Below are 22,824 nucleotides of genomic sequence, written 5' to 3'. Positions count from 1 at the left end.
AAGAAGAACCCAAAGAGACAACCTATGCCGGACACCTTGTTTGGATTCCCACTCGCCGCCGTCGCGGGCCAGGTGCTGGTGGGCATGATCAACGGCTCGCTCTATTCGTTGATGAGCCTGGGCCTGGCGATCATCTTCGGGCTGTTGCGCGTGGTGAACTTCGCGCACGGCGCGCAGTACATGCTCGGCGCCTTCGTGGCCTGGGGCCTCCTGGAGTACATGGGCCTGAACTACTGGTGGGCCCTGGTGCTGGCGCCGCTGGTGGTCGGCCTGAGTGGCATCGCGCTGGAGCGCACCCTGCTGCGCCGGCTCTATCACATCGACCACGTCTACGCACTGCTCCTGACCTTCGGCTTCGCGCTGATCCTCGAAGGCGTGTTTCGCTACAAGTTCGGCGCCACCGGCCAGCCGTATCCGAATCCGATCGCAGGCGGGCTGGAAACGCCGATGGCGTTCTTCCCTTGGTATCGGCTGTGGGTCATCGCCGCGTCCATGGGCATGTGCATCCTGACCTGGTTCGTCATCGAGCGCACCAAGCTCGGCTCCTACCTGCGCGCCGCCACCGAGAACCCGAATCTGGTGCGGACATTCGGCGTGAGGGTGCCGCGCATGCTGATGCTGACCTACGGCCTGGGCGTGGCACTGGCGGGCTTCAGCGGCGTGATGGCCGCGCCGATCTACCAGGTGAATCCGCTCATGGGGTCCCAGTTGATCATCGTGGTGTTCGCGGTGGTCGTGATCGGAGGCATGGGTTCGATCGTGGGCGCGATCGTGGCTGGCTTCGGGCTGGGCGTGATCGAGGGCATCACCAAGCTGGTATATCCGGACGGCGCCGGCATGGTGGTGTTCGTCGTGATGCTGATCGTGCTTGCGGTGCGTCCGCAGGGACTCTTCGGCAGCTTGCGTTGAAACCGGTCGAAGGAGACAACGTGACCGCAACCCCCCCGTTCCTCAAGCGCTACCAGATGGCCATTCTGGTCGCCGGCGCGCTCGTGCTGCTGCTGGCGCCCTTCGTGGCTTACCCGATCTTCCTGATGAAGCTGATGTGCTTCGCGCTGCTCGCGGCCTCGCTGAACCTGATGATCGGCTACGTCGGGCTGCTGTCTTTCGGGCATGCGATGTTCTTCGGCTCGGCCGGCTACGCAACGGCGCATGCGGTCAAGGTGTGGGGCTTCGACCCCGCGCTGGGCGTGCTCTTCGGCGCGGCCGTGGCGGCGGCGATCGGCGCCACCACCGGTGTGCTGGCGATCCGTCGTGCGGGCATCGCCTTTTCAATGATCACGCTGGCCTGCGCGCAGCTGGTCTACTTCATCGCGCTGCGTTCGCCTTTCACGGGCGGCGAGGATGGCATTCAGAACGTACCGCGGGGAAAGCTCCTCGGCCTCCTGAGCCTGCAGGACAACCTCACCCTCTACTACGTGGTCATGGTGACGGTGGTGGCCGCCTTCTGGCTGATCTGGCGCGTGGTGCATTCGCCTTTCGGCCAGGTGCTGACCGCAATCCGCGACAACGAGCCGCGCGCCATCTCGCTCGGCTACCGGGTCAATCGCTACAAGCTGCTGGCCTTCACGCTCTCGGCCGCGCTGGCCGGACTGGCCGGCGGCATGAAGAGCATCGTGTTCCAGATCGCCACGCTCACCGACGTGAGCTGGGTCACTTCGGGCGAAGCCTTGCTGATGGGCATCGTCGGGGGCCTGCAGACCATGCTCGGCCCGGTGGTGGGCGCGATCGTGGTCGTGACCATGGCCAATCAGCTGTCCGCATTCGCGGAGGCGGTGCTGATCGTGCAGGGCGCCGTCTTCGTGGTGGTGGTCATGCTGTTTCGCCGCGGCATCGTCGGCGAGATCAATGCCTTCCTGGCCCGAAAGTAGTCCATGCCTGAACATTCCGACGCCATCTCGTTGCAAGGCCGGCTCGCTCTCGTGACCGGGGCCGGCGGCGGCATCGGGCGCGCCATTGCGCTGCGGTATGCACGCGCCGGTGCTCGCGTCGTGCTGACCGATCTGCGCATCGAGGATTGCGAGGCGGCCGTGCGCGAGATCACCGAGTCGGGTGGCAGCGCCTGGGCCTTCGCGCTGGACATCACCGATGTGCCGGCCTGCGCCGCGCTGGCCGAACGGATCGGCCGCGAGATCGGCGTGTTGGACGTGCTGGTCAACAACGCCGGCGTTCTCCTGCGCGAAGGCATCGACACGCCCGATGCGCATCGCAAGATCCGCCACGTGTTCGATGTCAACGTGCTGGGCGGCTTCAACGTGCTGCATGCCTTCCTGCCGGCGCTGCGCCAGACGCGTGGCTGCGTCATCAACATCGCCTCGGGCGCGGCCTTCATCGCGCAGGCCGGCTGCATCGGTTACTCGGGCTCCAAGGGCGCGGTGAAGATGCTGACGCAATCGATGGCCGTCGACCTCGCGCCGGACGGCATCCGCGTCAACGCGATCGCACCCGGCGTCATCGAAACGGCCATGACCGATGCCACCCGCGCCGATCCCGTGCGGCTGCAGGGTTTCCTGCGTCGCACGCCCCTGGGCCGCGTGGGCCAGCCCGAAGAAGTCGCCGAGCCGGCGCTGTTCCTGGCTTCGCGGATGGCCAGCTACATCACCGGCGTTACCTTGCCGGTGGATGGCGGGGTGCTGGCTGCATGACGCGACCTCGTGCCTGAACCAAAGCTGCGCTGGTGCAGAACTCATTTGTTGATCAGAAACTACATGGAGATGCGTATGAACGCCGACACATCAAAGAACGCCAACACCCCTCTGGCCTCGACCGGACCCGGCACCCGACGCGTCGACGTCCTGGTGGTCGGCGGCGGTTTCGGGGGCATGTACGCCGTCTACCGCTTTCGCGAGATGGGCCTCAGCCTGCAGGCCTTCGAGGCTGGTGGCGACGTGGGTGGTGTCTGGTACTGGAACCGCTACCCGGGCGCACGGGTCGACTTGCCCAGCATCGACTACAGCTATTCCTTCTCTCCGGAGATCGAACAGGAATGGACGTGGTCCGAGCAGTTCGCCGCCCAGCCCGAACTGCTGCGCTACATCGACTTCGTCGCCAGGAAGCTCAGCCTGCGCCCGCACTTCCAGTTCAACACGCGTGTCAACCAGGCCCGTTGGGACGAGGCGCGCGCCCTGTGGGTACTCAGGACGGACCGCGGCGAGACCTGGGAGGCCCCGTATTGCGTGATGGCCACCGGTCCGCTGTCGATCCCGAAGGAGCCGGACATCCCTGGCGTCAAGCGCTTCAAGGGACGTCTGCTCCATGCCGCCAAGTGGCCGCACGAACCTGTCAGCTACAAGGGCCAGCGGGTGGGCGTCATCGGAACCGGCTCGACCGGCATCCAGATCGTGCAGGAGGTCGGGCCGCAGGCCGGCCAGCTCTTCGTCTTTCAGCGCACGCCAAGCTTCACCATGCCGATGCGGAATGTCGAACTCGACGCGGAGTACATGTCGGAGGTCAAGCGGAACTACGCGGGCATCCGCGAGGCTGCACGCAACAGCGCCGTTGGAGGCACGCGACCGCAATCGACCCGGGCTTTCTTCAGCGTGACCCGCGCCCAGCGCCAGGCCCTGCTCGAAGACGCGTGGAAGCAAGGTGGTCTGGCCATGCTTGGCACCTTCTCGGATCTGATGCTCAACGAAGAAGCGAACGAGCAGGTGGCTGAATTCGTGCGCAACCGAATCCCCGAAATCGTGAAGGATCCGGTGACCGCCGAGAAGCTCAAGCCCAAGGGCTATCCGATCTTCGCGCGCCGGCCCTGCCTGGATTCCAGCTACTACGAAACCTACAACTTCCCGAACGTGCACCTGGTGGATTGCCTCACCGACCCGATCGTCGAGATCACCGAGAAGGGCGTGCGCACCGAATCGGGCGAGGTCGAACTCGACATGCTGATCCTTGCCACCGGCTATGACGGACTGACCGGCGCCTTGATGGCCTTCGACGTGGTCGGGCGCAACGGCCGCAAGGTCAACGACAAGTGGAAGGACGGCGCGCGTTCGTACCTGGGGCTGATGATGGAAGGCTTTCCGAACCTCTTCATGACCACCGGCCCCAACGGACCGGCGGCGCTCGCCAACATCATTCGCATCAGCGAGCACGATGTGGACTGGATCGCCGGGGCCATCACCCACATGCAAAAGAACGGGCTCACCACCATCGAGCCGACCGTGAAGGCAGAAGAGGACTGGATGGGCGTCGTGCGCAACCTGGCCAAGCGCTCGCTGATCAACAAGGCCAAGACCTGGTGGGTGGGCGCGAATGTGAAGGACAAGCCGCAGGGGCTCACGCTCTTCACCGGCGGCTTCCATGCCTACCGCCAGTACACGACGGCAGCCGTGCAGGACGGGTATGCAAGCTTCAGCTTCGGGCCTTCGAAAGCCGAGGCGGAGCGCGAACCGCGGTTCGCGGCGGCGGATCCGGTGGCGGGCGTCTAGCGCCAGTAAGGAAAACCATCCCATGAAGGCTGCGCATCCCATCACCGTTGCTTCAAACGCTGGTGTCCTCGACGAACTCGATTTCGGCGATCGGCGTGACTTCGATGACGCCCGGCGCGGCTTCATCGACACCGTGCCGGATGCCCACATCGAAGCCGACACCGGCGGCACATCCTGGAGCATGAAGCCATACGGCTTTCTGGCCGGGACGAGCCCCGATACCGTGAATCCGAGCCTGTGGCGCATGGCGCAGCTCAACGCGATCCACGGTCTCTTCCGGGTGAGCGATCGGGTCTATCAAGTACGAGGGTTCTCGCTCGCAAACGTCACCTTCGTGGAGGGAGAAACCGGCGTGATCGTGGTCGATCCGCTCCAGTTCACGGAACATGCGCGCGCGGCACTGGCGTTGTATCGCAAGCACCGCGGCGATCGCCCGGTGGTCGCCGTGATTTACACGCACAGTCACCGGGATCACTACGGCGGCGTGCGCGGCGTGATCGGGCCCGAGGACGTCAAGAACGGGGTCGAGGTGATCGCACCCTTCGGCTTCACCGAGGAGTCGTTCTCCGAATCGATCCTCGCGGGCGTGCCGATGCGTCGACGCGCGTTGTTCCAGTTTGGCTGGTCGCTCGAGCCCGGTGCGATGGCCCACGTCGACAGCGGTCTGGGCAAGGCGGTGGGTCGTGGTGGCGACGGTTTCATCGCACCTACGACGCTCATCACCCAGCCAGTGGAGCGCCGCACGGTCGACGGAGTCGAGATCGTTTTCCACCTCACGCCGGGGACCGAGGCTCCGGCAGACATGAACATGCTGTATCCCGGCCTGCGCGTGCTCAACCTGGCCGAGAACGCCTGTCACACCATGCACAACCTGTGCCCTTTGCGTGGGGCCAAGACGCGCGACGCACTGGCATGGGCGCACTACCTGAACCAGGCGCTGGATCGCTTCGTACCACAGGTCGATGCGCTGATCGTCCAGCATCACTGGCCGGTGTGGGGGCAGGACCGGATCCACGACTACGTGGCAGGCCAGCGCGACATGTACCGCTATCTGCACGACCAGACGCTTCGCCTGATGAGCCATGGCCGCACGCCGAAAGAAATTGCGGCGGAGTTGATGATGCCGAGCAAACTTTCCCGCCAGTGGTTTGCGCGCGGATACTACGGCGCCGTGGCGCACAACGTGAACGCCGTGTACGCGCATTACCTCGGCCCCTACGACGGCAACCCGGCGCACCTGAATCCCCTGCCGCCTGTGCAGGCGGGGACAAAGTACGTCGAGTACATGGGCGGGCCCGACGCCGTCGTTCAACGCGCCCTGGCGGACTATGAGGCTGGCAACTTCCGGTGGGTTGTGGAGGCTCTGAACCACGTGGTGTTCGCGGCTCCGGGCCATCGCGCTGCACGCGAACTCGCTGCCGATGCAATGGAACAGTTGGGCTACCAGGCGGAATCAGCCACCTGGCGCAACGCTTACCTGCTGGCGGCACGCGAGCTGCGCAGCACTTCGCAGGCTTCTGTGCCGCGCGGCGTGGGGATCAGTCCCGATGTGGTTTCGATATTGCCTTTTGGCAGTTTCCTCGAATATCTCGGCATCCGAGTCAACGGCCCCAAGGCGCAGGAAATCGAAGCCCGCTTCGATTGGCGCCTCTCGGATGCAAAGGGCAGCGACTGCCATCGCCTCGTCATCTCGAACGGCGCTCTCAACCATCTGCCGGGAACCCATGGCGAACGTGCAGACGCGGTGATCGACATGGAGCGCAGCGTGCTCTCCACGCTTTCGGCAGGGCGATCCGCCTTGCTGGCGGGGCTCGACGCCGGCGATCTGCGAATCACCGGTGATGCGGCGCTCTTCCGGCAATTCCTGGAGGCGCTCGACGAGTTCGATCCAATGTTCAACGTCGTCGAGCCCTAGATGACAGCCTTGCTTCGCGTCGGCCATCGCCTGTCACCACGTCACAACACAAGGAGATGACATGATCTATTCCAAGTTTTTGTTCGGCACCCTCATCGCTGCATCGATGGCTTTCGGTTCGGCCGTCGCGCAGCCGATCACGAAGATCGTCGTGCCGTTCGCCGCGGGCGGCGGAACCGACGTCTATGTGCGCATGCTCGCGCAGGAGATGACCAACCGCGGAACGCGCGTAATTGTCGAGAACAGGCCCGGCGGGAGCGCGGTCGTGGCCGCCGACTACGTGGCCAAGGCAAAGCCTGACGGTCAGACGCTTGTCGTTTCATTCCTGGGCATGCTTGGAACCAACGTCCTCCTTTTCGACAAGCTGCCGTACGACCCCAAAAAGGATTTCACGTCGGTGTCGCAGATTGCGTACCAGCCGACCATCATGGTCGGCCGCTCGGAGCTGCCGTATCGCAACCTCAAAGAGATGGTGGAGTACGCCAAGGCCAACCCCGGGAAGATCAATCGCGGATCTCCGGGTGCCGCGATCCTGAGCAATCTCGCCCCGATCACGTTCGAGAGGTCGCTTGGCATCAGCACCAATCACATTCCGTTCAATGGCGATGCGCAGGCGATCCAGGCGATGCTCAGCGATTCGATTGATATCTACGGGACGTCGATCACGAGTTCCTTGCCACACATCAAGAGCGGCAAGTTCCGGGTCCTTGGCGTCATGGGCGGCGAGCGCCTGCCGCAGGCGCCGGATGCGCCCACGTTCAAGGAGCAGGGCTACAACTTCGAGGCGCCGCTGCGCTACTACCTATCGGCAACGGGCGGTTCACCCAAGGAGGTGGTCGACAAGCTGAACCGCGCCATCAACGAAGTCCTGGCGGACCATGCCTTCATCGAGCGCGCTCGTGCCATCGGCATGGAGCCAAGGGGAGGGTCGCCCCAGGAAATGGACACGCTCCTGAGCGCAGAAATCGAGCGCTGGAACCCGGTCGTGAAAAGCCTCAACCTGCCCAAGTCCGACAAGCAATAGGCGAGGGATCTCTCGTTTCAGGATCCGGAGGCGCCGCAGGCAATGGCGCAGCTGGAAGGGCCGGCGGCACTGTCAGGCGAGACCTGCCTCGGAACTTCGTTGAGCGGGGTGCGTACCAGTTTCTCCAGATCAAAAGGGCGCAGACAGGCAGCTGCTTCCTCGACGGGGCAATGAAGCCAGTCGTCGATCCACCCGTCACGCAGGAACACGACCCGGCGTTCGTTTCGCTGTTCTTCGGACGGCAGCGTGAGCAGCGCGAAACTCTCGATGCATTCGCCTTGCGGGGAACGCCATCCGTTCCACAGCGCGGCAAGCGCGAGCGGCTGGCCGTCTGCCCGGGTGACCTGTACGAAGCGATGATCCTGCTCGCCTCGACGGAACAGCGCATCGGCGAGAACAACGCAGCGATGACCGCGCTTCCAGGGCTGATAGAAATCGCGCTCACCAGCGGCGCTCTCGCCTCGCGCCTCGAACGTGTCGGGGTATTCCCGTTCCTTGGCGAACAGCGGAATGAGGCCCCAACGTCCACTCGCCGCTTCATACCGCGCTGTGCCCGCCGGACTGGCGCGATCAGCTCGCGGTCGGCGGACAAACAAGCCCTGGTCGCCGGGCCGGACGAGGGCAGCATGCCCATCCCCGGAGACCTGGAAACGCTGTTGAAAATGCCGCGCGTCGCGCGCCGGGGCATAAAAAACTGTCATGGAAGCTCCCTCAACTCTTGCGCGGCCACGCCCGCACATTGACTGAGCGGCATTTTGTGCTTCGCCTGCCTTGGAGCGGGTCGCGCCACCGCAGGGCGGGCCAGATTTTGGCGCGGATCGTGACGAATGGCCGCACGAGTGCAGCGAACCGGGAGCGCCTTTTTGAGCGGAGCCGTCCGCGATCAGGGGATGAGTGGCGATCGGGGCAGGTACTCGACCGCACGCTCTTCCAGGCCCACAAGCCAGAAACGCGCGTCCGTGGCATCGCCGTGATATGCGGCAGGCAGCCACGCGCCTGATCTGCCGTACGCTGCCTGCAACTCGTCAAGCGGTGGGCACGACGTCGCGCCGGCGCGCTCGTCGAGCGCTCGCGTCAGCACTGACCGCCAGGTGGTGGGCAACTGGATGGTGGGCAGATAGGTCGCCGCCATCCTTGCTGCCGTGCGCGGCAGGCGTTCAGCATCGGCACGAAGCACGCGCAGCACCGCGAACTCGTGTGGGGTGGGGGATTTGGGCGAACTCATGGCGAGGTTCGGCAAGGTTGATAGGTGTCGATGTTAGGCGTGGCTGGAGGTGCATGCCGATTCGTGGCCTTCGCGGCCGCCAACCCCCAGGTTGACGCTCGCCGGACGCAGTAGGGTAATTCGCCGACTTCGCTCCCTGACGCCGGCCTACGGGGCGGCCGCTTCGCTCGGCTTGCAATTCCGCCACCCTTCGACACGAAGAAGCGCGCGCAGTGCGGCTTCCATGTTGGGTAAGGAGCGAGACATGCACGAAGCCAACAACGCACACCTGCCCGAACCCGACGCGGATTCAGAACGACGATCCCCCATCGAACTCGAGTCCTCCCGCCGCTCCTTCATACGCGGTGCGATCCTCTATGCGATGTTCGTGGGCACGGGCGTCAGCGTGTCCGGCTGTGGAGGCGGCGGCGGGGGCGGTGGTTTCGGCGGCGGTGGCAGCGGCGGTGGCGGCGGAGGGGGAGGAGGAGGGGGGACGCCCGGCGGAACGACGAGCCCGTTTGTGCACGGGGTGGCAAGCGGTGATCCGCTGTCCGACCGCGTCATCCTGTGGACCAGGGTCACCATGGCGAGTCCCGGCACGCTGAACCTGCGCTGGGAAGTCGCAAGCGATGCGAACTTCGGCGCGATCGTGGCGAGCGGCACCGCCAGTACGGGCCCGGACCAGGACTACACCGTCAAGGTGGACGCCACCGGCCTGCAGCCCGCCAGCGCGTACTACTACCGCTTCTATGTCGGAGCGGAGCCGTCGCCGACTGGCCGCACGAAGACGTTGCCCGTGGGCAATGTGTCGCTGCTGCGGCTGGGGGTCGTTTCCTGTTCGAACTTCCCGGCCGGCTATTTCAACGTGTGCGCGGAACTGGCCAAGCGAACGGATGTCGATCTGGTGCTGCACCTGGGCGATTACATCTACGAGTATGGGCCGCTGGGCTTTGCGTCGCAGTTCGCCATTGCGATCGACCGCGAATCGCAGCCGCCGAAGGAGCTGTTGACGCTCGACGATTACCGGCGGCGCCATGCGCAGTACCGCACCGACCCGGACCTGGTCGCGTTGCACGCGAAGATGCCGGTGATCGCGGTGTGGGATGACCATGACGTGGCTAACAACGCATGGTCGGGTGGCGCTGCGAACCACGATCCGGCCACGGAAGGCACTTTCGCCGCCCGACGTGCCGCCGCCATCCAGGCGTATCGGGAATGGCTTCCCATCCGGATGCCCGATGCCGCCAATCCGCTGAAGATCTACCGATCCTTCGACTTTGGCACGCTTGCCTCGCTGCACATGCTGGACACCCGGCTGGTCGGGCGCGACCAGCAGGTCACGCTGGGTGAATACCTCGACGGCGCAGCCACCAGCGCGTCGCGCCAGCTCCTGGGCGCCGAGCAATCGGATTGGCTGTCGGCGCGGATGGCCGCCTCCGGTGCCACTTGGCAGGTGCTTGGGCAGCAGGTCCTGATGGCGCGCATGGAGATACCGCTGAGCGTCGCGAGCGCGTTCACTGCGGAGACCATTGGCGAATTCCTGCTGGCGCAATCCACTCCGGAGCAATTGCGCAGCGACAGCCAGCGTGCGCTGCTGGCCCAGCGCCGCGTGCCCTACAACCTCGATGCATGGGATGGTTATCCCGCCGCGCGCGAGACCGTTCTAGCCAGCGCCCGGTCGATGGGCAAGAACCTCGTCTCACTGGCTGGCGATACGCACAACGCATGGGCCAGCAACCTGACGGATGCCACCGGCCAGCGCGTCGGAGTCGAGTTCGCGTGCGCCTCGATCAGCTCTCCCGGGCTCGAAATCCTGCTGCCACTGATCTCCGGGCCGGCCCTGACGGAGGCATTTCCCAAGATGGTGACGGACCTGCGCTATGCGGAAACCAGCAAGCGTGGTTACCTGGTGTTGACGCTCACGCCGGCCGAGGCGCGCGCCGACTGGACGGAGGTCAGCACCGTGTTCAGCCGCTCCTACACCGCGCGCGTCGCGAGGAGCCTGCATGCCTTGCCGGGTGCGGCCAATCTCGACGTCGTGCCTGTGTGAGCGCCACCGCACGACCCTATCAAGCTCAGTGACCAAACAACAACTCAAGACCGCCTTCTGGACCTTCCTGTTGACCGTCGCGGCCATGCTCGTGGCGCTCAACTTCACCAGCGGCGAAAAGAAGCTCGACGAGCAGATCCAGCGCGAGTACGCGCTGCACGATGCCCAGTATCAGCGCGCCCTCGGGGTGCTGCTGGGCCCGCCGATCCTGCCGGGCAATCGATTCGAGGCTCTGCACAATGGCGACCAGATTTTTCCGCCCATGCTGGCGGCCATCCGCAGTGCAAAACAGAGCATCACCTTCGAAACCTATATCTATTGGTCGGGCGAGATCGGCAAGTCGTTCGCCGATGCGCTGTCCGAGCGCGCCGGCGCCGGCGTCAAGGTGCATGTCCTGCTCGATTGGGTGGGCAGCTCGAAGATCGAGCAGGCGTTTCTCACGGAGATGGAATCGGCCGGCGTCGAGATCCGCAAGTTCCACAAGCCGAGTTGGTACGACATCACACGCCTGAACAACCGCACCCATCGCAAGCTGCTCGTGGTCGACGGCCGCATCGGCTTCACCGGCGGCGTCGGCATCGCGCCCGAATGGACCGGCCACGCGGAGGATCCGCAGCACTGGCGCGATTCGCACTTCCGGGTCGAGGGACCTGCTGTGGCGCAGATGCAGGCCGTTTTCATGGACAACTGGGTCAAGGCATCGGGCGACGTGCTGCACGGGGAGCGCTACTTTCCGGCCCTGGCTGAAGCGGGCCAAGGACGCGCCCAGGTGTTCAGCAGCTCGCCTTCAGGCGGCAGCGAGAGCATGCGCCTGATGTACCTGCTGTCCATCGCCGCGGCCACCAGGAGCATCGACTTGTCGAGTGCCTACTTCGTGCCCGACGACCTGACCGTCGACACGCTCGTCGGCGCGATGCGCCGCGGGGTACGTGTTCGCATCATCACACCGGGCCCGATCATGGACTCGAAGACGGTGCGGGCGGCCTCACGCGCCAGCTGGGGGCCGCTGCTCGCAGCCGGGGCCCAGATGAGCGAATACCAACCGACGATGTTCCATTGCAAGGTGTTCACGGTCGACGGACTGCTGGTCTCAGTGGGCTCCACGAATTTCGACAACCGGTCTTTCAGGCTGAACGACGAGGCGAACCTGAACATCTACGACGCGGATTTCGCCGCGGCGCAGACGGCGCAGTTCGAAGTCGACCTAGCGCAGTCCAAACGCGTCACTCTGGAGGACTGGCAGAACCGCCCCCTGCGCGAAAAAGCCATGGAGCGGCTGGCCTCGCTGCTAGCCATGCAACTCTGAGTGCGCGGAGCAGCAGACGGCTCGCTCTCGTGGCCTTCGCCGGGCCATTGATCCACGTCTGCAGGTCGTCTGAGAACCATGCGAAAGCTCTTGGTCCTATTCGAACCTGCGGTGGGAATGTGCCTTGGGCGGTGCGGCGATATACCTGTCGTTCGGCTAAGAGCGCAGAGCCGAACCACATCACGAGCCGGTAGAACGCCGGCGCAGCAGGCTTTTCAGACGGAGAGCCTCTGGTCTGGCGTCTATCGAGCTTTATGAGTTTTTCTCACATTAGAAATATTAATATATCAATTCCCATCACAGGCTTGCCGGTCTAAATTGACGCTACCCCGCGCCAATACTCGAGGCGGCCCGAACGACCGACGACTGAAAGTTCATGAGCAGTTTCAATTCCTCGACCGTAGTCGATCTCCGAAGCGACACCGTCACCTTGCCAACCGAGTCCATGTATGCGCGGATGCGTGTTGCGTCACTCGGCGATGACGGCTTGGATGGCGATCCCACGGCCAGGGAGCTGGAGCAGTACACGACCAAGCTGCTTGACAAACCTGCAGGGCTGTATGCGCCGAGCGCGACCATGGCCAATCTATTGGCCATCCTTGCGCAAGTGGATCGGCAAGAAGTCGTGTTGGCCGGCGCTGGCTCACACATCTACACCGCGGAGCGCGGAGCGGCCACGTTCACTGGCGCGTTCTATCAACCAATCCCGGACCCCGAAGGCGCGCTGGACCTGCAGGCGCTGACATCCGCATTGGCATCGACGAAAGGCAATCTTCAAGCGCGTCTGGTCTGCATCGAAACCTCGCACAACAATGAAGGCGGTGCCGTAGCTTCGTTGGACCACATGCGCAAGGTGTTCGAGGTGTCCCGAGCCTCCGGCGTGCGGGTGCATCTGGACGGTGCGCGCCTTTTCAATGCCGCGTTGGCCCTCGGTGAGTCCACAGCCAGCATCTGCAAGCAGGCTGACACCGTCTCGGTCTGCCTATCGAAAGGCCTGAGCGCCCCGATGGGCGCGGTGCTGGTGGGGCCCGAATCCGTCATCCAACGGGCCCGGTGGCTGCGAAAGCTCGTCGGTGGGGCGCAGCGTCAAGTCGGAATTTGCGCGGCGGCCGGCCTCGAAGCCTTGAGGTCACAGGTCGCGCGCCTCGCTGAAGACCACGCCACTGCGCAATTGCTGGCAGACGGCCTGAGCGCCATCCCGAAACTCCAGGTAAAGCGGCCCCAAACCAACATCGTGCAAGTCAACGTGGCGGCAACCGGCATGACAGCCAAGCAATGGGAGGCGCATCTTCGCGAGCGGAGCGTGCTGGTTCGGCCCTGGGGACCCCATCTGATGCGATGCGTGACGCACCGCCATATCGACAAAGCCTCCGTGGAGCAGGCCATCGCCGAGTTCAGGTCAGTGGTTGAAGCCACCGCTCCCGCTCCGACCATCTGAGTTCCACACCTTCCATCACCACTCACCGGTAGCCAATGTCATGAACAAGGAAATCAAGTTTACAAAACAGTCGCCTAGCTTCTACGCCGGTGATGCCCTTCACGCCATCAAGCAAGAAAAGCTTCAAAAGGCGCTGGAGCAATCCGGCTTCGATGCATTCCTTTTCTGCAAGGCCGAGGCGGTGCGATGGGCCACGGACTTTTATGTCAAAGGTTTCCGCCCCTTCCTCGAACCCGAATACGTCGCCTTGGTGGTGAAGGGCAAGCCACCGGTGGTGGGCTACATCTCTGGCAGCGACGATTTGCGGATCAAGTTCAAGTCCGACATCCAGGACGCCCGCCGCTTGCCCCACGTGTCGAAGTGGCACGAAGTCATCGAGAAAATGCTGTCCGACTATGGCGTCAGCCGCGGCCGGATCGCGACGGACATCATGCCGCACATGGTGTACAGGAATCTCACCAAAGCCTGTCCAGATCTCGAGATCGGGGACGTCACGCCCATGTGGTTGCAACTCACGGCCGTCAAGCACCCGATCGAAGTGGATCTCATCCGCGCCTCGTTGCGCGTCGCGGATCTCGGCGCCTTGGCCGCGATCGAAGCCATCCGGCCGGGTGTGACCGAACAATCGGTTTCCGCCGCTGCCGTCACTGCAATGCGGCGCGCAGGTTCGGAGTTCGAGCCGTTCATTCCTTTGATTGCTTCCGGCCCGAATGCTTCGATGTTCGAACGCATCGCCACGGAAAAGGTCATCCAGGACGGTGAGATGGTCATTCTCGACCTCGGGGCGGTCGTGAAGGGCTACACCGCCGACCTCGGCCGGACAGTGATTTGCGGCGGAAAGCCCACCGACACGCAGCGTGAGATCTACCAGGCGACTTACCTTGCTCTGCAAGAGGCGAAGAAGATGATCCGCCCCGGCGTCACCGGCAAGGCCATCGATGCACGCGCCCGGGAAGTCATCGCCGACAGCGGCTGGGGCGACTACGTGTACACCGGCAATACGGGGCACCAGCTTGGCTACGGACTGCACGGCGAGCCGCTCGTCGATCGTCGTGTGGACTTCGTGGTCGAGGAGAACATGGTCATGTGCCTGGAGCCCCGTATCGTCCTGCCTGACCAGCCGGAAGTTGGCGGCGCGCACCTTGAAGACGTGGTCGTCGTCACATCGGACGGCTTCGAACAACTGAACACGACGCCCTACGACATGCGTCTGCTTGCTTGATTCTGATCAGTCACACCGGAAAACACCTATGACTCATCTCTCGACCAACCGTCGCCACCTTACCTTTGCATTGGGTGCCGCAGTCGTGACTGCAGCCATTCCTCGAATTGGCCTCGCCCAGAGCGACAAGCCGCTGCAAATCATCGTCGGCTACCCGCCGGGTGGTAGCACGGATACCTTTGCGCGCCTGCTCTCCGCGCCGCTTCAGGGCGCCCTGGGCCGCAGCGTCCTCGTTCGCAACCAGCCGGGAGCAGGTGGCCAGATCGCAGCCACGGCGCTGCTGCGCGAAGGAGCAGATGGGTCCGCCATCCTCGCCATCAACCAGCCTGACCTCAATCTCGCTATAGCCCGCGGGAATGCCGGGTTCAAGGCGAGCGATTTTCGGGTCGTCATGGCCGACTTGCACGAGCCTCGGGTGTTCCTGGTCAAAAACGATTCGGGGATCCCGAACTTCCTCAAGTTTGTCGAGCAGGCAAGAAGCAAACCCGGGAAGCTCTCCATCTCTGTGGCAGGCGGGACTGCCCAGGAGGTGATGGCGAAGTGGCTGGTCGACAAGCTCAAAATCGATGTTCTCGTCGTCAACTACAAGGGCGGCTCTGAATCGATCAACGCGCTGCTCGCCGGCGATGTCACGGCCAATCTCGGCGACGACTTCGTGCGCTCAAGTATGCGCTCCAGGACCACCGCACTTTTCATCGGCTCGGACAAGAAGAGCCCCCGTTGGCCGGAGGCTGAGACCTTGCAGAGCCAGCTGAAGACGCTAGGTGTCTCAATGCCATCGCCTGAGTTTCTGGGTCGCTATGGCGTCTACGTTGTCTCCGCGGGCTTCGCGCAGAAGAACCCCAAGGGATACCAGGAACTGCAGCAGGCGATCCTGAAGGCTCGCACGGGACAAGTCTTCACCGACTACATCAAGGCCAACAATCTTGCCGACCTGTCGCTTGGTCTGCCCGGCGAGCAGTTCGAACCCGTGTTCGCAGCCGAGATGCCAGAGATCGAGCGCATATCCAAGTAAACGGCTAGGTCTGACATCATGATCGAGATCAAGAACGTCTCCAAGTGGTACGGCCCCGTGCAAGTGCTGCAGAACTGCTCGACCACGGTGCAAAAAGGGGAGGTTGTCGTGGTGTGCGGACCCTCCGGATCCGGCAAGTCAACGTTGATCAAAACCGTCAACGGACTGGAGACGATCCAAGGCGGCACCATCTTGGTAGAAGGTCTCGACGTTCACTCGCCGAAGACGAAATTGCCCGCCCTGCGCGCCAAGGTAGGCATGGTGTTCCAGCACTTTGAACTCTTTCCTCACCTATCCGTGACTGAGAACCTGGTCATCGCGCAGGTCAAGGTTTTGGGGCGCAGCGCCGTGGATGCTGAGCAACGAGGTCTGCGTATGCTGGAACGCGTCGGGCTCATGCAGCACAGGCACAAGCATCCTGGACAGCTTTCGGGCGGCCAGCAGCAGCGCGTGGCGATCGCCCGGGCACTGAGCATGGACCCTGTCGTGATGCTGTTCGACGAGCCTACGTCGGCGCTTGATCCGGAGATGGTGGGTGAGGTGTTGGATGTCATGGTGCGCTTGGCCAAAGAAGGCATGACGATGATGGTTGTCACGCACGAGATGGGCTTCGCTCGCAAGGTCGCAGATCGCGTGATATTCATGGATGTAGGCGGGCGAATCCTCGCAGACTGTGCGAAGGACGAGTTTTTCAGCCCCTCGTCGGCGCGGCACCCCCGTACGAAGGACTTCTTGGACCGCATCCTTACGCATTAGGCTTGGCGTTTCGCGTCCCGTATGTTCTTCCATGACCGGCCGTCGAGCGGTCTACGCTTCCGCGTCCCAGTAAAGGCGTGCTGGGTTCGATACAAGGATTCGATCAAGACAGGCCTGGTCATCAACCCACGAAAAAAGCTTTTCCAAAAAAATAGCCGTGCTCGGAGGACTCCTCAACGACGTATGGGGCCAATCGCTTCCCCAGACAACCTGATTGGGCGCTACTGCAATCCAGTGCCTGGCGACTTCGTCAACGTCTTCATAAGTGCTCTGCCTGCCTTTGCCGGAATCCAGATAAGGAGCCGAAAGCTTCACCCAGGCTCGGTTCTCACGCATCAACCTTTCGATGATTGCAGCGGCAGGGTGATCAAGGCCTACGGAAACAGGCAGCCTCCCCAAATGATCGAAGACGACTGACACTGGAAGCCGCTCAAGCAGGCCCTCATGCGCCACGATCTGGTCTGCGGTCCAGTGGAGTTGCAGATGCCAACCGAACACCTTTATCCGGGCGGCCAGCGGTTCAACCATGTCAAATGAGGTTGGTGCATGCTCTGGCGTATAAAGGGTGAAACGGATGCCGCGAATACCCTGCTCGTGGAGCAGAGCAAGCGTCGAATCACTGACGTCCGGGCGCAGTACCGCCACACCGCGCGCACGGTGGAGCCCCATTTGCGCAATGGCATCTACCGTGACGGCGTTGTCCGTATCGTAATTTCTGGGCGTTACCACGACGGCGCGGTCGATTTGCAATGCCCGTTGGACCTCCGCGTAAGCCGATGCCGTGCAAGGAACCGCGCTCATGTCGTCAGCAGGAAGGACTTCACGGAAACGAGGATCAAATATGTGGAGATGGGAATCGCAGGCGTTGGGAGGTATAAAAAGCTGGGGCGCCATGAGTTGCATCAAGGTTGAGTGGATCGGCTTCTCAGAAGCTGACTTTGCGCTGCAGATACTTGACGCCACCCGATGCAGTGACACAGATGACGAGATAGACGGCCGCGGCGAAAATATACAGTTCCACCACGCGGCCGTCCCGCGCGCCAAGTTCAGATGCAGCGCCAAAAAAATCCGTGAGCGAAAGAACGTATACCAGTGACGTATCCTGAAACAGCACAACGATTTGCGACAGGATCGCCGGGGACATGTTCCTCAGCGCTTGCGGCAGTACGACCAAAATCATTGCCTGCCGGTAATTCATACCGAGGGCGAAAGCAGCTTGGATCTGAGTCTTTTTCACCGAACCTATGCCTGCTCGCATGATCTCGCAGAAAAAGGCACTTTCGAATAACACGAAGGTGACCATCGCCGATGTGTAGCCGCCTACCTGAACCGGCTGCGCCGATCTCGATACCCATCCCAAGAGATAGGGCGCTAGAAAGTAGATCCAGAAAATCACGAGCAGCAGGGGGATCGAGCGCATCGCATTGACATACAGCGCCGCCATGTTCGAGAAAACTCGAATCTGCGCCACGCGTGCAACAGCCAAGCAGGTCCCGAATAGCATCCCCATCAGCGTAGCAACGATTGTCAGTTCGAGTGAAAACCGCATCCCGGTCAGGAATAGATATTTCAACTCGCTGCGGGAAGCCAGACTCTGCAAGATTTCCATATTCAATCCGGTAGCCAACGGTTTGACGTAATCATGTTTTCGGCGTCAATGATGAAGCCGGTCCAGGCGGCGCACGCTCTGCACCACCGTCACATTCAGCACGAGATAGATCAAGGTGGCCGCCGAGAATGCTTCAAAAACATGGAAACTGAATTCCTGCATTGACCGCGCTGCGCCAGTCAGCTCGAGGAGCCCAATCGTCATCGCGACCGATGATGACTTGACCGTCGACATCATCTGAGAGGTCAATGGCGGAACGACCAATCTGAACGCCTGCGGCAGGATGACGTATCGATATACCTGGGCAAAACTGAAGCCCATGGCAACAGCGGCGTTCTTCTGGCCTCGCGCAACGGACTGCACCCCGGACCTGACGATCTCGGTGACGTGCGCGCCTTGGTACAAGCTCAGGCACGCAAGCGCAGGCAGAAACTGCGCCCATGGCGCCGGAAGCCCTTTGACGGCGTTGCCCAGCTGTGAGGGAATGACTTCCGGCATCACGAAGTACCACAAGAACATCTGCACAAGCAGTGGAATGCCCCTGAAGAACTCCACGTATATGCCGGACAGGAGGCGCAGTGCTTTGTTGGGAACGGTTCGTCCAATACCAAAAAGCAATCCCAATCCGAGGGCGAAAATCCACGCGCAGAGGGCCAGGGCGAGGGTCCATCCTGTCCCGATCAGGATGGACTCAAGGAAAGTATGAACGCCATCGAGAGAGCGCTGCCCAAAAATCGACCAACTCCAGTCGTAGTTCATCGCTGGTTACCCTGCATGGTTCATATCGTTCACCCGTCCAGCTTGCGTCAACGATCATTCGTACGCTTTGGGGTCTGGTGTGTCGGTCGGGTTGGAAAGAGCTTTTTTGAGTTCAGCACTCATGGGATATTTGAGGTTGATGCCGTGAGGGGGAATCGGCGAATTGAAGTACTTGTCATAGATCTTCGCGACGTCTCCGCTGCGAATCAATGCAACTACCGCGGCATCGACCACTTTCTTGAACCGCGGGTCGTCTTTCGGCATGACTATTCCGTACGGTGCCACCATGAGCGCTTTTGTTCCGATCAGGTAGTCTTGGGGCGCCCCCGACGTGGCAACCAGGGCATAGGCCATTCCATCGTCAGCTACCGTCGCGGCTGCGCGCGATGTCTTTACTGACAGGAACGATTCGGGCGCGTCCTTGACGGCAACGATCGACATCCCCAGTTTTTGCTCGCTGTTGATTCTCTGTATGACAGCCAAGTTCAGCCCGCCCGACAGGCTTGTCACGGTCTTGCCTCTGAATGCCTGCACATCGTTCATGTCGAGGTTGCTGTCCTTCTTTCCCAACAGCACGATTTTTGCGACAAAGGTGGTTGGCGCGAAGTCGACAAACTGATGCCGTTCGGCCGTATTTGTGGTGTTGCCGCATTCCAGATCTATCGTGCCATTCGCCAGCAACTGAAGGCGGGTGGCCGATGTCACGGGAACATAGCGAATATCTACCTTCTGAATACCGAGAGCAGTCTTGATGTAGTCAGCGACGCGTTGACAGATTTCGATGGAATAGCCGACCATTTTCTGGTCGCCGTCCATGAAAGCGAACGGCACCGAACTGGTCGGCGACCCGATGGCGAGGGTTTGTTCGGACTTGACCTTGTCAAGCCGACTGGTGGTCTGCGCGTACGCAGAAGTGGTGGCGACAAACGATGTGGCGGCGGCGCAGGCAACTGCGGCAAATGCAAGCAGACTTTTGCTTTTCATGAATCTCTTCCCAGATTAGTCAACCACAGAATCCGAACAAGCTCGACCTCGACGGGGGTATTGCGGCACCAGGTGCCGTCGGACGTAATCTAGGCGGACTCGCTTACGATGAGAATTGATATATTCAAACTTTTGCTTTGAGTTAGTCTCATGAATCTGTCCGCCTTGCAGACACTTCGCGCCATCATGGTCCACGGAAATTTCACGGCCGCTGGCGCCGCCATGGGCTGCACACCAAGCGCTGTCAGCCTTCAGGTGAAACAGCTGGAACAGTACTTCGGGCAACCGCTTTTCGATCGGAGCACCAGGGTCGTCAGGCCCACGCCTTTCGCCGTCGAAGTTGCGTCCGCGGCTTCAGAGTTCACGGATCGTCTTCAGGCACTTCGGTCGAGACCCTCATTGCGGATCGAGGGAAAGTTCCGTCTCGGAGTGATTACAAGCATGCAAAGCGATTTGCTGCCCGACGCACTTCGGATCCTGCGCGATCGCCATCGTGCGCTGGAGGTCCGCATCCCTCCCATGAATGACACAGATGAGTTGCTCGCCGAGCTTCGGGCCGGACGAATTGATGCGGCGTTGGTTGTCCGACCGGATAGCGGTGGGTCGACCCGATTCGTCTGGCATGAGGTGAACCGCCAGCCGTACGTCATGCTGGCGCCGCCGGACTCTGCCGATGCTGACCCCAGAAGCCTGTTGAAGACCCGCGACTGGATTGCCTATGACACCGGCTTGCCTGGCGGCAGGGTCGCCGCTCGCCATGCCCGGCTGTTGGTGCCAAACGTGACGAGCAGCATGGAATTGCGCTCTGTGGACGCCATCGTGTCGATGGTCGGCACGGGCTGGGGAGTGGCCATCGTGCCTTGCCCTCGCATTCGCCTTCTGTCGGCGTACGGCGTCAAGGTCATCAGCTTGGGCCGCAAGGCGCCGTTTCGCCGGATCTCATTGGTTTGGCGTCGCGCTGATGATGGCGATCGCAAAATTGCTGCGGTGGTTGAGGCCTTCGACGAGCTCAAGATTGGAGCAGCATAAAGTGGCGCGGAACAGCGCAGAGCAGAGAAGCTTGCTTGGCGGACGGACTGGCTAAACGATCGGCGCGACCGAAGAAGCGCGCTCAAGCAGTACAAGCAAGGCATTGTTCTGGTGCCGAAGGGACTGGCAGAACTCAAAACAGCGATTGCCGATGACGCCGTGGTGAGCCGCGAGCTCATCAAAGCCATCAGGTTTTGAGGATTCGCTCTTGATTGGGCGGGGCCATCTCGCCGGATCCAATGCCGACCAGGTCCTCAAGGTAAAGTGGATGCTTGAGGACCGTCGAGATCGTCACGCCGTTCGAAGCCCGCGCGATGCTAGGGCTAAAAGGTCCAGACCGTGCGCGGTTCTGACATCTCAAGGTCAGCAGCGTGCTGTCGCGGAAGTTGCTATCCCTTGCCATGCGACGCCGCATTGCTGGCGCCCGGGAGCCGCCCGATCTGAAAGACATTGTCTGGCGATACCTGGACATAGTCATTCAGTCCGCCGGACCGCATGATCGGATAGGCCTCGGCTGTCTGATAGACGCCGTCCTTCAGGAGTGTCTTGTCGATGTACACGGCCACCACCTCGCCCAACACGAGCCAGCCACTGACCTTCTCGCCCGCGGTGTTCCGGAACTGCACGATGTCGATCACCTTGCATTCCATGGCCGCGCGGCTTTCGCCCACCCGCGGCACGTTGACCTTGCGACCGGCCACAGCCGTGAGGCCGGCGAACGGAAACTCGTCCTCGCCGTGCGCAAGCGGTGCCGAGGTCTGGTTCATCTGGTCACCCAGTTCGCGGGTGACCAGGTTCCATGTGAACTCACGCGTTTCCGATGCGTTTTGAACGCTGTCTTTCCACGCGATCGAAGAAAATCCGATGATCGGCGGGTCGTAGTTGAACGCGTTGAAGAAACTGTAAGGCGCGAGGTTGACCCGCCCTTGCGCGTCGCGCGACGAGATCCAGCCGATGGGCCGCGGGGCGACCAGCGCATTGAGCGGGTTGTGGCTCAGCCCGTGGCCCTGGGCGGGCTCATAGTAGTGAAAGTCTCGAACGGTCATGGTATGGGCGCCGCGCGGGCGTGTTACTGCGCCACCAGATTGAGGGTCTTGGCGATGTTGATGAACTTTTCGTTCTCTGAACGAAGGAAGCTTGCCGCCTGCTGCGGCGTCATCGAGTCCAGCTTGCGCAAGCCTTGCGCGGTCGCGAGCGCGAGGAATTCCGGACTGTCGTTCCACTCGTGGAAGGCCTTGGTCAGGCGCGCGACGACGGCATCGGGTGTGCGCGCGGGCGCGAACAGGCCGGTCCAGATGCCGAACTCGAAGTTCTTGAATCGAGCGTGCTCGCTCAGGGTCGCGAGGTCCGGCAGGAGCGCATGCCGCTTGCCGCTGGCGATGGCGATGGCCTTGATCCGTCCTGTCTGAATCATTCCCAGGATCGGCCCTGCAAGAGGAACAAACGCGAGGTCCACCTCGCCGCCGCCCACGGCCGTAGCAATGGGAGCGATGCCCTTGTACGGCACCTCCAGCAACTTGACGCCGACCCGCCCCTGCAATTCAGCAGCCGCAAGATGAGCGAGCGTGCCCTGGCCCCAATGGGCAATGGAGAGCTCCTTCGCGGCAGGCTTTTGCATCTGCTCGATGAGCGCGCTTAGGTTGTTGAAAGGGCGATCGGGATGACTGACGAGGACCATGTCCGCGCTCCCGAACGAACCGATGAGCTTGAAGTTGTCGGACGTGTACTTGGCCGAGGCGACCGTGAGCGGCGCCACCACCAAATCCGGACCGGCAGTGGCGAGCAGCGTGTAGCCATCGGGCGCCGCGTTCAACACGTTCATCGCTGCAATGGAGCCGTTCGCCCCGGGCATGTTTTCGATCACGAGAGCCTGCCCAAGGGCGCGCTGCAGCACGGGTGCGGATGGGCGCACCGAAGCGTCGACCCCGAAGCCGGCCGGGTAAGCAATCTTGACCAGGATGGATTTGTTCGGATAGGGCTGCGCGGTGGCGGCAGCGCCGCAAAGCGCGAGCACGACAACCGCGGCATCAAAGAGTCTGCGTGTCAATGTTTTCATGTTTTGTCTCCGTGCACCGGTCGGAAC

General features: G+C 62.2%; 22 protein-coding genes. 13 read left to right on the top strand and 9 right to left on the bottom strand.

What is annotated here, in order from left to right; genetic code table 11:
- The first annotated feature begins 24 nt into the window (after window positions 1-24).
- The 6 genes from QTI05_RS20005 (at window position 25) to QTI05_RS19980 (ending at window position 7,369) form a co-directional block, all read left to right on the top strand.
- Window positions 25-909: a branched-chain amino acid ABC transporter permease gene (locus QTI05_RS20005; protein ID WP_286544499.1), complete on the top strand. Its 885-nt coding sequence runs from the start codon at window positions 25-27 to the stop codon at window positions 907-909.
- 56 nt (window positions 910-965) lie between these two features.
- Window positions 966-1,871, top strand: coding sequence for a branched-chain amino acid ABC transporter permease (locus QTI05_RS20000; RefSeq protein ID WP_286545431.1), 906 nt, complete (start codon window positions 966-968; stop codon window positions 1,869-1,871).
- 3 nt (window positions 1,872-1,874) lie between these two features.
- On the top strand, window positions 1,875-2,645 hold the full coding sequence (locus QTI05_RS19995; RefSeq protein WP_286620510.1) for an SDR family NAD(P)-dependent oxidoreductase: 771 nt from the start codon (window positions 1,875-1,877) through the stop codon (window positions 2,643-2,645).
- 75 nt (window positions 2,646-2,720) lie between these two features.
- Window positions 2,721-4,430: a flavin-containing monooxygenase gene (locus tag QTI05_RS19990; protein WP_286620508.1), complete on the top strand. Its 1,710-nt coding sequence runs from the start codon at window positions 2,721-2,723 to the stop codon at window positions 4,428-4,430.
- A 22-nt stretch (window positions 4,431-4,452) separates the two neighbouring features.
- Window positions 4,453-6,345 carry an alkyl/aryl-sulfatase gene (locus tag QTI05_RS19985; protein ID WP_286620506.1) on the top strand — a complete coding sequence of 631 codons (1,893 nt, stop codon included), beginning with the start codon at window positions 4,453-4,455 and terminating at the stop codon, window positions 6,343-6,345.
- Between the two features lie 61 nt (window positions 6,346-6,406).
- Window positions 6,407-7,369 carry a Bug family tripartite tricarboxylate transporter substrate binding protein gene (locus QTI05_RS19980; protein ID WP_286620504.1) on the top strand — a complete coding sequence of 321 codons (963 nt, stop codon included), beginning with the start codon at window positions 6,407-6,409 and terminating at the stop codon, window positions 7,367-7,369.
- A 17-nt stretch (window positions 7,370-7,386) separates the two neighbouring features.
- Here the strand turns inward: QTI05_RS19980 and QTI05_RS19975 are convergent, their stop codons facing one another.
- A complete protein-coding gene (locus tag QTI05_RS19975) occupies window positions 7,387-8,109 on the bottom strand; it encodes an SOS response-associated peptidase family protein (protein WP_286544487.1) in 723 nt (240 codons plus the stop codon).
- Between the two features lie 143 nt (window positions 8,110-8,252).
- Window positions 8,253-8,594, bottom strand: a complete 342-nt coding sequence (locus QTI05_RS19970; RefSeq protein ID WP_286657843.1) for a hypothetical protein — start codon at window positions 8,592-8,594, stop codon at window positions 8,253-8,255.
- Window positions 8,595-8,838: 244 nt separating this feature from the next.
- Between QTI05_RS19970 and QTI05_RS19965 the strand changes: the two genes are divergently transcribed.
- The gene (locus tag QTI05_RS19965) at window positions 8,839-10,623 is read left to right on the top strand and encodes an alkaline phosphatase D family protein (RefSeq protein ID WP_286620501.1); all 1,785 of its coding nucleotides are present in this window, start codon (window positions 8,839-8,841) and stop codon (window positions 10,621-10,623) included.
- An 85-nt stretch (window positions 10,624-10,708) separates the two neighbouring features.
- The gene (locus tag QTI05_RS19960) at window positions 10,709-11,929 is read left to right on the top strand and encodes a phospholipase D-like domain-containing protein (RefSeq protein ID WP_286545430.1); all 1,221 of its coding nucleotides are present in this window, start codon (window positions 10,709-10,711) and stop codon (window positions 11,927-11,929) included.
- On the opposite strand, the gene QTI05_RS19955 is transcribed toward QTI05_RS19960, so the two are convergent.
- Complete coding sequence (locus QTI05_RS19955) at window positions 11,847-12,110, bottom strand: helix-turn-helix transcriptional regulator (protein ID WP_286620500.1); 264 nt, start codon at window positions 12,108-12,110, stop codon at window positions 11,847-11,849. The genes QTI05_RS19960 and QTI05_RS19955 overlap by 83 nt on opposite strands.
- Before the next feature lie 195 nt (window positions 12,111-12,305).
- On the opposite strand from QTI05_RS19955, the gene QTI05_RS19950 reads away from it, so the two are divergent.
- The 4 genes from QTI05_RS19950 to QTI05_RS19935 are packed head-to-tail and all read left to right on the top strand — an operon-like array spanning window position 12,306 to window position 16,360.
- Window positions 12,306-13,367, top strand: a complete 1,062-nt coding sequence (locus QTI05_RS19950; protein ID WP_286620498.1) for a threonine aldolase family protein — start codon at window positions 12,306-12,308, stop codon at window positions 13,365-13,367.
- A gap of 40 nt (window positions 13,368-13,407) precedes the next feature.
- Window positions 13,408-14,589: a M24 family metallopeptidase gene (locus tag QTI05_RS19945; RefSeq protein ID WP_286620496.1), complete on the top strand. Its 1,182-nt coding sequence runs from the start codon at window positions 13,408-13,410 to the stop codon at window positions 14,587-14,589.
- Window positions 14,590-14,617: 28 nt separating this feature from the next.
- Window positions 14,618-15,604, top strand: a complete 987-nt coding sequence (locus QTI05_RS19940) for a Bug family tripartite tricarboxylate transporter substrate binding protein (protein ID WP_286544471.1) — start codon at window positions 14,618-14,620, stop codon at window positions 15,602-15,604.
- A gap of 18 nt (window positions 15,605-15,622) precedes the next feature.
- The gene (locus QTI05_RS19935) at window positions 15,623-16,360 is read left to right on the top strand and encodes an amino acid ABC transporter ATP-binding protein (protein ID WP_286620494.1); all 738 of its coding nucleotides are present in this window, start codon (window positions 15,623-15,625) and stop codon (window positions 16,358-16,360) included.
- Between the two features lie 51 nt (window positions 16,361-16,411).
- Here the strand turns inward: QTI05_RS19935 and QTI05_RS19930 are convergent, their stop codons facing one another.
- From QTI05_RS19930 to QTI05_RS19915, 4 genes are read right to left on the bottom strand one after another with little or no spacing between them, the layout of a single operon-like run.
- Window positions 16,412-17,254, bottom strand: a complete 843-nt coding sequence (locus tag QTI05_RS19930) for an amidohydrolase family protein (RefSeq protein ID WP_286621118.1) — start codon at window positions 17,252-17,254, stop codon at window positions 16,412-16,414.
- A 31-nt stretch (window positions 17,255-17,285) separates the two neighbouring features.
- Window positions 17,286-17,969 carry an amino acid ABC transporter permease gene (locus QTI05_RS19925; protein ID WP_286620493.1) on the bottom strand — a complete coding sequence of 228 codons (684 nt, stop codon included), beginning with the start codon at window positions 17,967-17,969 and terminating at the stop codon, window positions 17,286-17,288.
- A 45-nt stretch (window positions 17,970-18,014) separates the two neighbouring features.
- Entirely contained in the window at window positions 18,015-18,728 is a 714-nt protein-coding gene (locus QTI05_RS19920; protein WP_286620491.1) for an amino acid ABC transporter permease, read from the bottom strand.
- 54 nt (window positions 18,729-18,782) lie between these two features.
- Window positions 18,783-19,712 (bottom strand): amino acid ABC transporter substrate-binding protein, encoded by a 930-nt coding sequence (locus QTI05_RS19915; protein WP_286544461.1) that lies wholly within the window; start codon window positions 19,710-19,712, stop codon window positions 18,783-18,785.
- Window positions 19,713-19,862: 150 nt separating this feature from the next.
- On the opposite strand from QTI05_RS19915, the gene QTI05_RS19910 reads away from it, so the two are divergent.
- Window positions 19,863-20,741 carry a LysR family transcriptional regulator gene (locus QTI05_RS19910; protein WP_286544458.1) on the top strand — a complete coding sequence of 293 codons (879 nt, stop codon included), beginning with the start codon at window positions 19,863-19,865 and terminating at the stop codon, window positions 20,739-20,741.
- A 389-nt stretch (window positions 20,742-21,130) separates the two neighbouring features.
- Here the strand turns inward: QTI05_RS19910 and QTI05_RS19905 are convergent, their stop codons facing one another.
- Together QTI05_RS19905 and QTI05_RS19900 are read right to left on the bottom strand one after the other, a co-directional pair.
- Entirely contained in the window at window positions 21,131-21,787 is a 657-nt protein-coding gene (locus tag QTI05_RS19905; protein WP_286620490.1) for a flavin reductase family protein, read from the bottom strand.
- Between the two features lie 23 nt (window positions 21,788-21,810).
- A complete protein-coding gene (locus QTI05_RS19900; protein WP_286544453.1) occupies window positions 21,811-22,797 on the bottom strand; it encodes a Bug family tripartite tricarboxylate transporter substrate binding protein in 987 nt (328 codons plus the stop codon).
- Window positions 22,798-22,824: the final 27 nt, after the last annotated feature.

Source organism: Variovorax fucosicus, from assembly GCF_030316825.1.
In the GTDB taxonomy this organism is placed as follows: Bacteria; Pseudomonadota; Gammaproteobacteria; order Burkholderiales; family Burkholderiaceae_C; genus Variovorax; species Variovorax fucosicus.
This window is presented reverse-complemented; position numbering and strand designations above follow the sequence as displayed.

Excerpts from the sequence above, each read along its gene's own strand:
- QTI05_RS19995 (WP_286620510.1), top strand. The coding sequence starts at position 1,875 with ATGCCTGAACATTCCGACGCCATCTCGTTGCAAGGCCGGCTCGCTCTC.
- QTI05_RS19960 (WP_286545430.1), top strand. The coding sequence starts at position 10,709 with ATGCTCGTGGCGCTCAACTTCACCAGCGGCGAAAAGAAGCTCGACGAG.
- QTI05_RS19940 (WP_286544471.1), top strand. The coding sequence starts at position 14,618 with ATGACTCATCTCTCGACCAACCGTCGCCACCTTACCTTTGCATTGGGT.
- QTI05_RS19955 (WP_286620500.1), bottom strand. The coding sequence starts at position 12,110 with ATGTGGTTCGGCTCTGCGCTCTTAGCCGAACGACAGGTATATCGCCGC.
- QTI05_RS19935 (WP_286620494.1), top strand. The coding sequence starts at position 15,623 with ATGATCGAGATCAAGAACGTCTCCAAGTGGTACGGCCCCGTGCAAGTG.
- QTI05_RS20000 (WP_286545431.1), top strand. The coding sequence starts at position 966 with ATGGCCATTCTGGTCGCCGGCGCGCTCGTGCTGCTGCTGGCGCCCTTC.
- QTI05_RS19985 (WP_286620506.1), top strand. The coding sequence starts at position 4,453 with ATGAAGGCTGCGCATCCCATCACCGTTGCTTCAAACGCTGGTGTCCTC.
- QTI05_RS19950 (WP_286620498.1), top strand. The coding sequence starts at position 12,306 with ATGAGCAGTTTCAATTCCTCGACCGTAGTCGATCTCCGAAGCGACACC.
- QTI05_RS20005 (WP_286544499.1), top strand. The coding sequence starts at position 25 with ATGCCGGACACCTTGTTTGGATTCCCACTCGCCGCCGTCGCGGGCCAG.
- QTI05_RS19920 (WP_286620491.1), bottom strand. The coding sequence starts at position 18,728 with ATGAACTACGACTGGAGTTGGTCGATTTTTGGGCAGCGCTCTCTCGAT.
- QTI05_RS19970 (WP_286657843.1), bottom strand. The coding sequence starts at position 8,594 with ATGAGTTCGCCCAAATCCCCCACCCCACACGAGTTCGCGGTGCTGCGC.
- QTI05_RS19910 (WP_286544458.1), top strand. The coding sequence starts at position 19,863 with ATGAATCTGTCCGCCTTGCAGACACTTCGCGCCATCATGGTCCACGGA.
- QTI05_RS19905 (WP_286620490.1), bottom strand. The coding sequence starts at position 21,787 with ATGACCGTTCGAGACTTTCACTACTATGAGCCCGCCCAGGGCCACGGG.
- QTI05_RS19925 (WP_286620493.1), bottom strand. The coding sequence starts at position 17,969 with ATGGAAATCTTGCAGAGTCTGGCTTCCCGCAGCGAGTTGAAATATCTA.
- QTI05_RS19930 (WP_286621118.1), bottom strand. The coding sequence starts at position 17,254 with ATGGCGCCCCAGCTTTTTATACCTCCCAACGCCTGCGATTCCCATCTC.
- QTI05_RS19975 (WP_286544487.1), bottom strand. The coding sequence starts at position 8,109 with ATGTGCGGGCGTGGCCGCGCAAGAGTTGAGGGAGCTTCCATGACAGTT.
- QTI05_RS19965 (WP_286620501.1), top strand. The coding sequence starts at position 8,839 with ATGCACGAAGCCAACAACGCACACCTGCCCGAACCCGACGCGGATTCA.
- QTI05_RS19915 (WP_286544461.1), bottom strand. The coding sequence starts at position 19,712 with ATGAAAAGCAAAAGTCTGCTTGCATTTGCCGCAGTTGCCTGCGCCGCC.
- QTI05_RS19945 (WP_286620496.1), top strand. The coding sequence starts at position 13,408 with ATGAACAAGGAAATCAAGTTTACAAAACAGTCGCCTAGCTTCTACGCC.
- QTI05_RS19980 (WP_286620504.1), top strand. The coding sequence starts at position 6,407 with ATGATCTATTCCAAGTTTTTGTTCGGCACCCTCATCGCTGCATCGATG.
- QTI05_RS19990 (WP_286620508.1), top strand. The coding sequence starts at position 2,721 with ATGAACGCCGACACATCAAAGAACGCCAACACCCCTCTGGCCTCGACC.
- QTI05_RS19900 (WP_286544453.1), bottom strand. The coding sequence starts at position 22,797 with ATGAAAACATTGACACGCAGACTCTTTGATGCCGCGGTTGTCGTGCTC.